Consider the following 11,817-nt stretch of genomic DNA (forward strand, 5'->3'; position numbering starts at 1 on the left):
CGCGAGCGTATTATAGATCCTATCCGCATGGCAAACGACTGTTTGCGCGTGCGTCTATCGTGCGCTGGCGCCATCCCCGGCGGATGTGTGGCGCCACGCATCCGCCTTCGCGCAAAAACGCATGTTCCCCGCCCGGTTGTCTCTAGCGGATCGGTGGCTCAGCCGCCGCGGCTGCATCACCAGAAACGACGAAGCCCCAGCATCTCAGGGGATGCCGGGGCTTCATCGTCGTGTCGTATCCGGCGTCACCGTCGTACGAATCTCGATCCGCGTCGAAGGCGCGGGACCGGGCCGCATCTACCGTGGCCGGCCGTTCATCTCCCGTCGTACCCGCTGTTCCACACCAAAGTCACGCGGGCGCGGCTATGCGGAGGCGGGGACGTCGGCGAGCATGGCCGCGTAGGTGGGGTAGATGCTGACGCCCTCCACCGGGCTCGCGCCGAAGTGTGCGGCGACCCCGGCCCCGCCCAGGGCGACGCGCGTCTCCGGCGGCGCGGCGGCGCGAAGGTCGCGCAGGAGCGCGGTCAGCTCGGCGGCGGGGCGGCCGAGGACGACCGAGGTGCAGAGCACGGCGGGGCGGCGCGCGGCGAGCACGGCGCGCAGGTCGCCCAAGGGCACGCTCACGCCCAGGTACACCAGCCGCCACCCGCGCGCGGCCAGGTGCAGCGCGGCGGCCATGAGCCCGAGCTCGTGCGGCTCGCCGGGTATGCCGGCGCACACCGCCTCCGGGCCGGTGGCGGCCAGGGCGTCCAGGCCCTCCATCATCCGCAGCATCTTCTCGCGCACGAACGCCGAGGCGAAGTGCTCCTGGGCCACGCTCGCCTTGCCGCGCTCCCACAGCGCGCCCAGGTCGCGCATGAGCGGCAGCAGCACGTCGTCCAGCTTGCGCATGGGCGAGACAAGCGACAGGCGGTCGTACGCGGCCACGGCGGCGGGCCGGTCCAGCGCCAGGAGGGCGGCGAAGAGCTGCTCGCGGCCGTGCGCGAGATCCAGGGCGCTGGCGGCGTCCACGGGAAAGAGCGCGGGCGACGAGCGGCGCACCGCCTCCACCGCCTCGCCCACCTTGAGGCCGCCGTCCACCAGCGCCTTGATGCGCGACAGCATGGACACGTCCTGCTCGGTGTACAGGCGGTAGCCCTTGGCGGTGCGGTCGGGCGCGATCAGGTGGTAGCGCCGCTCCCACGCGCGCAGGGTGGCGGGCGGGATGCCGGTGAGGCGCGCCACGCTCTGGATCCGGTACGTCATGCGCCCGGTCAGGTCCAGCGTGATGCTGGCAGGGCTAGCTCGCTTGGGCATGTGTCCCCGGGAGCCCGCGCAAGAGCGGCGTGGTGCTCCCCGTCATGGGTTCGCAGTGTGAGTCCCGACAGCTACGGCCTCGCAGCCAGGCGCGGCACATCGCGCCCGCGCCCCGTCAAGCGTCGTGGGGGCCCTGGGCGCACACGGCCGCTGTGCCACAGTCGATCGCCTTCTTCGCGGCACGTCACAGGCGGTGCGAGGTGTCGTGCAACTCCGCGACCACCTTGCAGTGTGGCGCTCCTCGCAACTTCGTCTGACATGCGGTTCAGCGCCAGTGCCGAAGGGCGCCTCTTCCGCCTTGCCGCGCGCCACGCCGCGGCGGAGGACGGTACATAAGTGGTGCACGGCATTCGGGAAGCCGGGAACGCGCTGGCAGGTCTGCCGCGCTCCCTTCGCCCACCTCGACGGCGAGGTGGCGCGGCTCTTCGGGAGCCGGTGGCGTCTACGCCTCCACTTCCCTGGCGCTCGACGCGCTGGCGTACACGATCCGGACCTCGGCCGCCCGACGTCTTGGCACTTCTGCATCGACATCGACGGGGGCTGGATGCGCAGCTGCACGACCGCGGCTCGCTGCCCCGTGGTGCGACGGGTCTGCCGGGAGCCGCACGCAGTCGTTCGGCGCCGTTCGCGTCCGCGCCGGATCGTCCCCGCTCTTGGTGCTTCCCTCCGTGATCGCGCCCCACCGCCGTCGTTCTGGCGGAAGCCAACGTTCTCCTCAACATCACCAACCCCGGTGCCCGGTCCGCATCACCGAACCCATTGCTTCTTCTTCGAGATAGCCTCCTGTTCGCCTGACCTGCTGGTCATCAGCCCAGAAGTATCTGAACGACGTATCCGACGATTGCGGCAGCCACTGTACTGAGCGACCAGAGGATCGCCTGTCGGCCCCCGCGTCGGCTGTCCGGACCGGGCGAGGGAAGGTACATCTCACTCAGTCGCTCGGGTTCATCCGCGTGACGATCAACCCGTACGGTGATTTTCCACGTCCGTCTACGTGAAGCCATCAGTGCCTCCAATCGCGTGATAAAAGGTACGGCCACAGTCCTGGCGATTCAGAACCGTGGCCGTGCGTTCAGCGACCGAAACACACCTTTATGGTCGGCTACCGGCGCCGAGGTGTCAACAGGTAAATGCCCGTTTAGCGTGCGCTCTAGATTTTTTTGAGCCTTAAGATGAGAATCCAAAATGTCGATGAGGGTTCCCTTCGTAGATACCGTTTGAGATACTCTCCGGTTTCGCTCGCCGGGTTTGAGAAATCTCTGACAAGGAGGGTTGGCGATCACTCGTTGTGCTCGGTGAGGAAGTGGATGTCGTTTTTGTCTTTGTTTCTTCTTGACGCTCCTGCGGTTGCGCGGCTACTCTCCGCCGCTTCGTTCCCCGTCCGCCGGAGCTCATGAGCGTGCCAGCATCTCCCGAATCGTCGTCCCGTCCGTCATCTCTCCCAACCGGCGCGCAGCCGCTGGCGGGCCTGCGCGTGCTGGACCTGAGCCGCGTACTGGCGGGGCCGCTGTGCACGATGATGCTGGGGGACCTGGGCGCGGACGTGATCAAGGTGGAGCGCCCCGGCACCGGTGACGACACCCGCCAGTGGGGTCCGCCGTGGTCCGAGGGCGATGCGGGGCGGGAGAGCGCGTACTACCTGTGCGTGAACCGCAACAAGCGCTCGGTGGCGGCGGACCTGAAGGACGAGGCGGGCCGCGCCCTTGTCCGCCGCCTCGCCCGCGACGCCGACGTGCTGGTGGAGAACTTCGCGCCGGGCATGCTGGACGCGTGGGGCCTGGGCTACGACGCGCTCTCGGCCGGGAACCCGCGCCTCGTGTTCTGCAGCATCACGGGCTACGGCAGCGACGGGCCGGACGCGGGGACGCCGGGCTACGACTTCGCGGTGCAGGCGCGGGCGGGGTGGATGTCGATCACCGGCGAGCCCGGCGGCGCGCCGATGAAGGCCGGCGTCGCTCTGGTGGACGTGCTCACCGGGCAGAACGCCGCCGTCGCCGTGCTGGCGGCGCTGCGGGAGCGCGACGGCAGCGGCGTGGGCCAGCGTGTGGAGGTGGCGCTCTTCGACAGCGCCCTCGCGGGGCTGATCAACGTCGCGCAGGCGGCGCTCGTAACCCAGGGCGAGCCGCGGCGCTGGGGGAACGCGCACGCGACCATCGTCCCGTACCAGGCGTTCGACGGGGCGGACCGGCCGTTCGCCGTCGCGGTCGGCAACGACGGCCAGTGGCGTCGCCTCTGCACGGCCATCGGCGCGGACGAGCTGGGGGATGATGCGCGGTTCGCAACCAACCCGCAGCGCGTGGAGGCCCGCGACACGCTCGTCCCTCTGCTCGCGAAGCGCTTCCAAGCCCGCACTGCTGCGGAGTGGCTGGCGCTGCTGGAGTCCGCGAACGTACCGTGCGCGCCGATCCAGTCCGTCCCCGAGGCGCTGGCCGACCCCGCCCTCACCGGGCGCAGCGGGCTGTGGGAGATGCATGGCCCCGCGTTCGGCACGGTGGATACGGTCCCGTCGCCCTTCCGCTTCTCCCGCACCCCCGCTGCGATGCGCCTCCCCGCGCCCGCCCTCGGCGAGCACACGGCGGATGTGGAGCGCGACGGCTGGAGTCCCCACCGCCCGTCCGAATCCGCCGCGGGAATCGCTCACGAGACGGGGGACGCGTGAGAGACCCTGCGGTCCGCCGTCCTCGCGGCATCGGTGTCAACCAACGCCTGCAGGTGCCGGTTCCGATCTCGGACCGCATACTGTCGGCATGCTCGTTCAGGGTCGTTGAGCGGCTCGCCGCGGCCTCTATCCGCAGATAGGTCGCGGCGCTAGCTGCCTTGACCTCGTCCGCGCGGAGCATCCGCGAGGTCGCGCTGTGTGACCTCGATCCACTTGAGTATCCGCTCGGCCGGGATCGCGCACCGCTCCAGCTGCCCCACGCGCAGGATCAGCTTCGGTATCGAGATCAGCCCCTCCGCCAGCAGCGTCCGCACGAAGTCCCTGTCCTTGTCGCGGAATGCCGCCAGCTTGCTGGCCGCCAGGTCGTGTGCCTCCAGGCAGCGGCCTTCGCTGCCGCGCGTCCTTTCATTGCTGACAACCACGACCCGCCGCTCCCATCCGCGCGGTAGCGCTGCCGCATCCAGCGTGAGCCCATGCACGTAGAAGCCGTGCGCCTGCTGGAATGCGGAATCCTCGCCCAGCGCCCCGTCGATCCGGTCCGCCACGTCGGGATCGTTCGAGCCGGGTGCGACGTCCGCCTCCATGGATTGCCGCAGCTCGCGCGAAGCGTCCGGGTACTGCCCCAGGATGGACTGCGAACCGAAGACGATCACCGCGCGCTCGCCGGCCACGTCGCAGGCGGCGCGAATCGCGTGCTCCAGCTGCTCGCGAGTCACAGGGCGATTTCCTTGCGCATCTCCGATCGCTCGGACCGGCTCAGGATCTGGACGAAGGGGTTGCTCTGGCGTAGTCGCTGGCCGCGTTCGCCCGGGTCCGAGAGCACGTGCTGGATGCGTGGCACCGACGCCCCGTGCAAGATATCCAGCCATTCTTGGAGCTCGTGCTCCTCGTGCGTGGAGACGGAGGGGAGGTGCGTCACCAGCCACTGCCTCGCACGTTTGAGCAGCGTGGGGTCGTGCTCCAAACGCTGGGCGATCCACACTGCGCGGTGCAGCGAAGCCATGTCGCGATTGCGGTGCGTCCGGGGGCCGGATGCACGAGCCGGCGAGACGGCAAGGCCGGCGGGGCTCTGCCCGTAGACCAGCGTCGCCTGCTTCCACCGTTCGGCTAGCTCGGCTTCGGCTGTTTCCACGTCGGCTTCTGTCACCACGTTCAGCTCGATCGTCACGTCCAGCTCGTCTTGCGTCTCACGCAGCGGCTGGCGCAGCTGCTCCCGTGTGACGGGAACGTCGCGTGCACCAACCAGCACAGTGAGTATCGCTGGCGCCGCCGGGCCTTCGATTGGCTCCAGCCATGCAGATCGTGGGGCCGGGCTGACGCCAGCCACGGCACTCCGGAGCGTGTCGATCACGGTTTCGGCGTAGCCGCGCTCCACGAAGAACAGCATACGGAGATGGAGAGTGAACGGGTGCCGCGGACGCATCTGGACGGACTGTCGCGCGCCAGTGCCCACGAACTCCACCACGCTGGCCCTGTGCAGCTTCGCCGTCGCGGACCCGACCCCTGGCAGGCTTAGCCCGGTCCGTCTGGCGATCTCTGCGCGGCTGAGCGGCGCGTCGGCCAAGCAGAGCTCGCGCACGATGCGCACCGACGCCTCGGACCCGAACACCGTATCCAGCACGGTGGAGAACGGGCTCCCAACGCGCTCCCGACGTTTCATGGCGAACTCCAAATATAAGATTCAACTTACAATATTTACTGATGCTTACTTTGGCAATCTATTTGTGCGGTTAGTGGGTGCGCTCCACGCCCTCGGCTGGATTCGGCAGGCAAGTCCAACGTGGTTGCAGAAGCCGGTAGCTCGATCGGCTTGGTAAAAAGCACGATGGGCCGGCTCAATCGCGAGCCGGCCCATCGTGCCTACTGCCGTACATCTACCGGGAACGCCGGGGCGGTCACTCGCGCGGCGGGTCGCCCCACTGGTAGGGGAGCTGGTTCATTAGGAAGCGGACGACGCCGTCCAGCTTGGAGGTGCGGAGCTGGTCGGTGCGCGCCGTGACGATGGTGGCCTGGCCGTGGCGGTGCGCCTCCAGCGTCACCGTGCCCTCGCCGCCGGCATAGGTCACGTGGTGGCGCGACTCGTCCGTGAGGCCCATCTCGGCCTTGCCGGGGAAGATCTCGGCCGCCTTCTGGAAGACCTCGCGGGTCGGGAGGACGGTGCTGCGCTCGTAGTCTGACATGTCCCGGTCGTTGCGAATGCTCAGGAAGGGTCCGGCGCTGCGCCCGGCCCGTTGTGTTCGTCGTCTTCGGCCTGCGCGAGCGCCGTTCGGAGCGCGTGCAGCGGCTGCGCACCCAGCAGCATCCGCGCCGCCGCGCCGGAGCCGACGACCAGCGCGGGGACGGCGCCGATGCCCAGCCGCCGTGCCTCGGCCTCGTCCGCCTCCACCTCCGCGGTGAAGGTGTCGACGTCGAGCACGACCTTCGTCTCCGTGGCGTCCAGCCCCAGCGCAGTGCCCAGCGCCACCAGCACGTCGATGCGCCCCACGTCGCGCCCGCCGCCGAAATGCGCCCGGTAGATCGCCTCGCGCATCTGCCGCCCCACGCCGCGCGAGGCCGCGAACCGGGCCGCCTCGTGCGCCTTGCGGGTGCGCGCGGGAGGCGACGGGATGCCCATCTCCAGCCCGAGCTCTTGCGCGAGCGGACGGAGCGCGGCTGGCCAGCCATCGCCGCCGGCGAGCGGGAGGCGCGCCGGGGCGGGGAAGAGCTCGAAGGCGCGGTAGTTCACCCGCGCCGCGCCCTCGTCTTCCAGGCGCCACAGGGCCGCCTCGGTGACGTACGAGAAAGGGCAGGTGAAGTCCGAGAACACCGTGACCGCCGCTGCCGCCATCCGCCGCCGTTCCGGAAGGAGCCCATCCGCTGGAGCGCGCCCAATCTGGAACCGCGCCCCCGGCGCCGCAAGCCCGCGGGCGCGCACCCCGTCTCCGGCACGCACGAAGGGCCGCCCTACCACGGACGGCCCGTCGCGTGCTCCGGCATTGCGGCGCTACTGCGAGGAGGAGACTACCACGATGGCGCCCTGCGTGTTGCCGCTGCCGAAGCGCAGGGTCGCGGCCTGGACGTCCAGCCGCTCCACGTACTCCACGCCGTTCGCGTCGATGTTGTGCAGCGCGCTGGGGCCACCCTGCGGGCTGTTGTTGAGGTAGACCCGGATGGGCGTGACGGTGACGCCGGATTCGCGGACGGCGCTGCGGAGCCACGCCGGCCGCAGCGTCTCGATCACGTCGTACAGATCGCTCTTCGAGGTGGCGCGAATCTCTTCGCGCGTGAGGCGGCGCGAGTTGCGGCGCGGCGCGGAGGTCGCGTGCGCAGCGGCGGAATCCGCAGGGCTGGCCGTCCGGGCCGCGCCGGTGGCCGAGGTCGCGCAGGCCGCACCCGCGCCGGAGAGCAAGAGGATCGTCAACGCGGGAAGGGTTGCGTGTCTCATGAAAGAACGGGGGTACGGGTAGTGGATGGCGGTTCCGCGAGTGCGTCGTTCGGCACCGCGACCTCGGATGAGGCGTGAAGGTAACGAGTTCGCCGCGGCGCGACAGGGTTGGGCCGCATAAGTGTATTCGTCCCGGTCGCCTACCGGTAGCTGACGACCACGGCGCCCATCTCGTGCCGCGGGCCGTAGCGCAGCGTGGCCGCCTCGCCGTCCAGCAGCTCCATCCGCCCCACGCGCGCGGGGTCGAGGCCGTGCAGCCCGCTCACGTCGCCTTGGAGCGCGCCGTTCACGTAGAGCGGCACCGCCGCCACCTTGGCCGGGTCCGCCACGCCGTCCGTCTGCAGCCATCCGCCGCGCGACCGCACGACCATGTCGAAAAGGTCCCGATGCTGCTTGCTGATCCAATCGCCGCCGTAGATGAAGCGGTCCCGGTTGTGGCCCGCCCGCGCGGCGCCCGCGCTGGCCGAGAGCGACTGGCTGTGCGTAGCCGCGGCGCAGCCTGCCGTGGACGCGAGAACGGCAAGCGAGAGCACGCGGGCGAAGGAGCTTCTCATGCAGCCTCCGGAGGATGGAGATCGGGGCGGTGCCGCCGGGCATCGGTGCGCGGCTCTGTTCGAGGCGTGAGCGGCTCCGGAACGATACACGTGCCGGGGACCGCGGAGCAAGCGATCCGTGCGGAAAAGGCGGGAATGGGCGGATGGCCGGTCCGCACATCCACCGGCGGCCTTCCGAAAAGTGCCGTGCCGCGGCTCAGCGCGCCGGAGCGAAGCACTCGTGCGGGACGTCCAGCGGCTGGAAGTCGCCCGCCAGGCGGAAATGCCACCACTCCTGCTCGTACGGAGCGAAGCCCTGGGCCTGCATGGCGCGGGCGAGGCGCATGCGGTTCTCCAGCACCTGGCCGGTCGCGTTCGCGGGGTGTGCCGCGGGCGAGAAGGTGTCGAACTTGGTGCCCATCTCCAGCTCGCGCCCGTTCGCGAGGCGCACGAGCGTGAGGTCCACCGTGCCGCCCAGGTTATGGCCGCTCTGCCGGGCCACGTAGCCCTGGTCCAGGACCCACTGCCGGTGCGTGCGCTCCGCCCAGTCCACCATCGCCAGGGTCGCGCGGACGGGGCGGTAGGCGTCGAACACCTTCAGCCCGAGGCCTTCGGCGCGCAGCCCGGCCTGTACGCGCGCCAGCGCCGCGGCGGCCTGCGGGCGCAGCAGCGGGCGCGCGTGCTCGTAGCCCGGCAGCCTGTGCCCGGTGAAGTTGTGCCGCGTCGCGTAGCGGATGTCCACGCGGATTGTGGGATCCAGCGAGCGCACGTCCACCAGCAGTCCCGGCGCGCTTGACGGGCACGGGTCCGGCGCGGGCGAGGCCGTTCGCGGGTGCGCGCATGCGGCGAGCAGCGCGAGCAGGATCGAGGAGATCGGCTTGGGCATTGGTCGATTTGGGGGAGGGCCCCTCACCCGGCTCGCGGGGCTCGCCTGCCCTCCCCCGCAAGCGGGGGAAGGCACGGCGGTTAGCGCACGTCCAGGCTTGGTGTGGGTCGAGACGGCTCGTCGCTGCTGCCGCGGTGGCAACTCGCGCTGCGCGCTGCAGGAGGTTGGGTGGAGCCGGGATCGTCGGCAGGAGCAGGCCAACCCCAATCAACAGCTGGGTTTGTAGGGGTGCGATTCATCGCATCCGGGATCTTCCGAAAGCGATCAGGTCCCGGCTCCGCACCTCATCTCCCGCTCGCAGTCGTTCATCCGCATGGGCGGACATTGCGCTTCCATTGCCGGGTTTGCAACCGCCACGCTCAGCGAGGCTTGCCGCTCTCCGGCGGCATCTTCCGCATCTTCAGAACTCGTATCGCCCGCCGTCTTCTCCGAACTCGGTGTCGGCGAAGATGCCGAGAGCGGGGGAGAGGTCCGGCAGCTCGTCCGGAAGGTGAACGAGGACGAGGCGGTCCACGCGCGCCTCGTGGGCCACGCGCGCCGCATCTTCGGCAGAGGTGTGGCCCTTCACGCCGCCGGAGGCCTCGTGCACCAGCACCGTGGCGCCGCGGGCGAGGCGCGAGATGGCGTCCGACCGCTCGGTGTCGCAGGAGTAGGCGACCGAGCCGCCGCCCGCGCGGTCCTCCACACGCACCCCGATCACGGGCACTGAGTGCGTTCCGGGCGCCGCGGTCACGCGCCAGCGCTCCGTCTCCAGCACGGGCGCGCCCTGCTCCTGCGCCACGGTGTGCCACTCCAGCGGCGGCTTCTGCTTCCAGCCGCCGCACGGGTACGCGTCGATCAGCCGCTTCGCCTGGGCAAGCGCGGGCTCGATCCCGTAGATGGGCAGCGGGCGCTCGCGGCCGGCCAGCCACACCTTCTCCAGCAGCAGCGGCAGCCCGTTCACATGGTCCGGATGCTCGTGGGTCACGATCAGCGCGTCCACCGTCTCCGGGTCGATGCCGCACGCCAGCAGCCGGTGCACCACGTCGCCGCCGCAGTCCACCACGAGCGTGGAGCCGCCGTGCGTGAATGCGAGCATCACCGTGGTGCGTCCGGGGCCGGTGACCACCCCGCCGGTGCCGAGAAGGTGCAGCGTGGGCATGCGTCGCTCCGGAACGGGTGCGGGCGTGGCGGGACGTGCATTCTGCCGCCGGGGCAGGGCCGCCGCAAGCCGGGCGCCACTCGCCCCGCCGGAACGCGAATTGCCCATGCAGCGCCGCGTCCGGCGGGTTTTCAGCGAAACGACACCGAGGGAGGGGACCACATGTCCGCGGCTAAGAAGACGAAGGACCACGACGAGATCCGCCGCTGGGTCGAGGACCGCGGCGGCATCCCCACCATCGTGGACGGCACGGGCGGCCTGCTCCGCATCGACTTCGTGGAGGGCAAGGGCAGCGGCGGGCGCGAGGAGAACCTGGAAGAGACCTCGTGGGACGAGTGGTTCCGCATCTTCGACGACCGCGACCTCACCTTCCTCTTCACCCCCGAGGGCGAGAGCCGCTTCAACAAGCTCATCCGCGGCGACGAGGACGACGACTCGTAACGGCCAGGCGTGCGGGAGATGCGGGGCGGCGCATCCGTCCCGGCCCCCGCGCCGTCACGAGGTGATGAGATGCACGGCCCTCCGGCGAAGCCATCACGGAGGGACGTGTTGCGTCATCCGCGCACCGGCCGTCAACCTAGTAGCCGTTCGTCACGCACGCTTGACGACCAAAGATGTTTGTCCTATGGTTCGGAGAGCACCCACGGGAGCAGACGTTCCCCGCCGCGCATCTGGTAGATGCGGACCGGGCCACACCTGTCGCTGCGTTCCTTTGGGGCGTTCACGTCAACTCCGCGCACGTTGCGGAACCTGTTCGAACCGCTGCCGGGATCGAATCAGATGCATCGCAAGCCATTCTTCCGTCTCGCCGCCGCCGCTGCCCTGCTCGCCGGCCTCGCCGCCTGCGACTCACCCACCGCGAACTCCGCCGTGGCGGACGGGCACCAGGGCCAGCCGCGCTTGACGCTGCCGCTCGCGGCGCTCAGCGTGACCAACTCGGGCGGCACGCCGCTGCTGAGCTGGAGCCCCGTGACCGGCGCCACCAGCTACACCGTGCGGCTCATCAACTACCGAACGTTGAACGGCGCGTACCAGCGGCGCTTCTTCACCACCTTCGGCAACCAGACCACCACGTCGTACCTGGACTCGGCGCACACGTACACCGGCGTGTACCAGTGCCCGGGAGACGAGGGCCCGGACGGCAACTTCTACGGCTTCTGGCTCGAGTACCAGGTCGTCGCGCTGTCCGCCACCGACTCCAGCAGCGCGCGCATCTACGCCCCCATCGCCGAGTGCTGAGCCGGGCGTAAAGCTCCGCTCTCGCGCTTCGGCCGGCGAAGAGAGACAGCCCTCCTCGCGGATGATCGCGGGGAGGGCTGTTCTGCATCCACCGGCTCCGCACGTGGCGGAGAGGACGTCAGCGGTCTTCGTCGGGCTCCTGGGGCTTGTTGCAGGGGTGGTCCGGGTTGGCCTTGGCGCCCGCGAAGTCGGCGTCGTACTTGGCGATCACGTTGTCGGCCAGGCTGCCCGGCTGCGCCGTGCCGAAGCTGAACTTGGCGGCCCTGTTCACCCACGCCAGCGAATCGTCCCTCGACTTCGCGTACGCGGCCGAGTCCATGAGCGACAGGCCGGCGGAGCGCGCGGTGGCGTACTGGTCGTAGGCCACGGCGAACTGGCGCGCGGACTGCGCGAAGCCGGCCGTGCCGCCGCCCGCGTTGGCCATGATCGTGTCCAGCGACGCCGCGCGGTTGCGGGCCTGGATCAGGAGCTCGGTGGCGATGCACGCGTCGCGGCGCGCCTCCTTGCGGGAAGCTTCGCGCGCCTTGGTGTCGCAGCCGGAGAGCAGCGCGGCGGCCGCCAGCGCGGCGGCGGCGAGGGTTTGCCTGGAGATGCGCATCGGGGCGTTTGTGGGGTTGGGGGATGGGCGGAGGCCGCTCA

General features: G+C 70.2%; 13 protein-coding genes. 3 read left to right on the plus strand and 10 right to left on the minus strand.

The window, feature by feature from the left end; translation table 11 throughout:
• Positions 1-363: 363 nt before the first annotated feature.
• Positions 364-1,296 carry a MerR family transcriptional regulator gene (locus tag VFE05_02685; GenBank protein ID HET6228955.1) on the minus strand — a complete coding sequence of 311 codons (933 nt, stop codon included), beginning with the start codon at positions 1,294-1,296 and terminating at the stop codon, positions 364-366.
• Positions 1,297-2,689: 1,393 nt separating this feature from the next.
• Here VFE05_02685 and VFE05_02690 point away from each other — a divergent pair.
• Complete coding sequence (locus tag VFE05_02690; GenBank protein ID HET6228956.1) at positions 2,690-3,955, plus strand: CoA transferase; 1,266 nt, start codon at positions 2,690-2,692, stop codon at positions 3,953-3,955.
• A gap of 149 nt (positions 3,956-4,104) precedes the next feature.
• On the opposite strand, the gene VFE05_02695 is transcribed toward VFE05_02690, so the two are convergent.
• From VFE05_02695 to VFE05_02730, 8 genes are all read right to left on the minus strand, one after another.
• The gene (locus tag VFE05_02695) at positions 4,105-4,671 is read right to left on the minus strand and encodes a DUF6036 family nucleotidyltransferase (GenBank protein ID HET6228957.1); all 567 of its coding nucleotides are present in this window, start codon (positions 4,669-4,671) and stop codon (positions 4,105-4,107) included.
• Positions 4,668-5,615 (minus strand): hypothetical protein, encoded by a 948-nt coding sequence (locus VFE05_02700; GenBank protein ID HET6228958.1) that lies wholly within the window; start codon positions 5,613-5,615, stop codon positions 4,668-4,670. The genes VFE05_02695 and VFE05_02700 overlap by 4 nt, the downstream gene beginning before the upstream one ends.
• A gap of 235 nt (positions 5,616-5,850) precedes the next feature.
• The gene (locus tag VFE05_02705; GenBank protein HET6228959.1) at positions 5,851-6,135 is read right to left on the minus strand and encodes a hypothetical protein; all 285 of its coding nucleotides are present in this window, start codon (positions 6,133-6,135) and stop codon (positions 5,851-5,853) included.
• Positions 6,136-6,155: 20 nt separating this feature from the next.
• Positions 6,156-6,782 carry a DsbA family protein gene (locus tag VFE05_02710; GenBank protein HET6228960.1) on the minus strand — a complete coding sequence of 209 codons (627 nt, stop codon included), beginning with the start codon at positions 6,780-6,782 and terminating at the stop codon, positions 6,156-6,158.
• Between the two features lie 156 nt (positions 6,783-6,938).
• A complete protein-coding gene (locus VFE05_02715; protein HET6228961.1) occupies positions 6,939-7,355 on the minus strand; it encodes a hypothetical protein in 417 nt (138 codons plus the stop codon).
• A 164-nt stretch (positions 7,356-7,519) separates the two neighbouring features.
• The gene (locus VFE05_02720; GenBank protein HET6228962.1) at positions 7,520-7,933 is read right to left on the minus strand and encodes a hypothetical protein; all 414 of its coding nucleotides are present in this window, start codon (positions 7,931-7,933) and stop codon (positions 7,520-7,522) included.
• Between the two features lie 196 nt (positions 7,934-8,129).
• Positions 8,130-8,798, minus strand: coding sequence for a M15 family metallopeptidase (locus VFE05_02725; GenBank protein HET6228963.1), 669 nt, complete (start codon positions 8,796-8,798; stop codon positions 8,130-8,132).
• Positions 8,799-9,198: 400 nt separating this feature from the next.
• Positions 9,199-9,939: an MBL fold metallo-hydrolase gene (locus VFE05_02730; protein HET6228964.1), complete on the minus strand. Its 741-nt coding sequence runs from the start codon at positions 9,937-9,939 to the stop codon at positions 9,199-9,201.
• Positions 9,940-10,101: 162 nt separating this feature from the next.
• Here VFE05_02730 and VFE05_02735 point away from each other — a divergent pair, with 162 nt between their 5' ends.
• Together VFE05_02735 and VFE05_02740 are read left to right on the plus strand one after the other, a co-directional pair.
• The gene (locus tag VFE05_02735; GenBank protein ID HET6228965.1) at positions 10,102-10,380 is read left to right on the plus strand and encodes a hypothetical protein; all 279 of its coding nucleotides are present in this window, start codon (positions 10,102-10,104) and stop codon (positions 10,378-10,380) included.
• Between the two features lie 339 nt (positions 10,381-10,719).
• The gene (locus VFE05_02740) at positions 10,720-11,178 is read left to right on the plus strand and encodes a hypothetical protein (protein ID HET6228966.1); all 459 of its coding nucleotides are present in this window, start codon (positions 10,720-10,722) and stop codon (positions 11,176-11,178) included.
• 118 nt (positions 11,179-11,296) lie between these two features.
• Here VFE05_02740 and VFE05_02745 read toward each other — a convergent pair.
• Positions 11,297-11,817 (minus strand): hypothetical protein (locus tag VFE05_02745; GenBank protein HET6228967.1); only part of this gene is annotated, 521 nt, incomplete at its 5' end.

The organism is Longimicrobiaceae bacterium, from assembly GCA_035696245.1.
In the GTDB taxonomy this organism is placed as follows: domain Bacteria; phylum Gemmatimonadota; class Gemmatimonadetes; order Longimicrobiales; family Longimicrobiaceae; genus DASRQW01.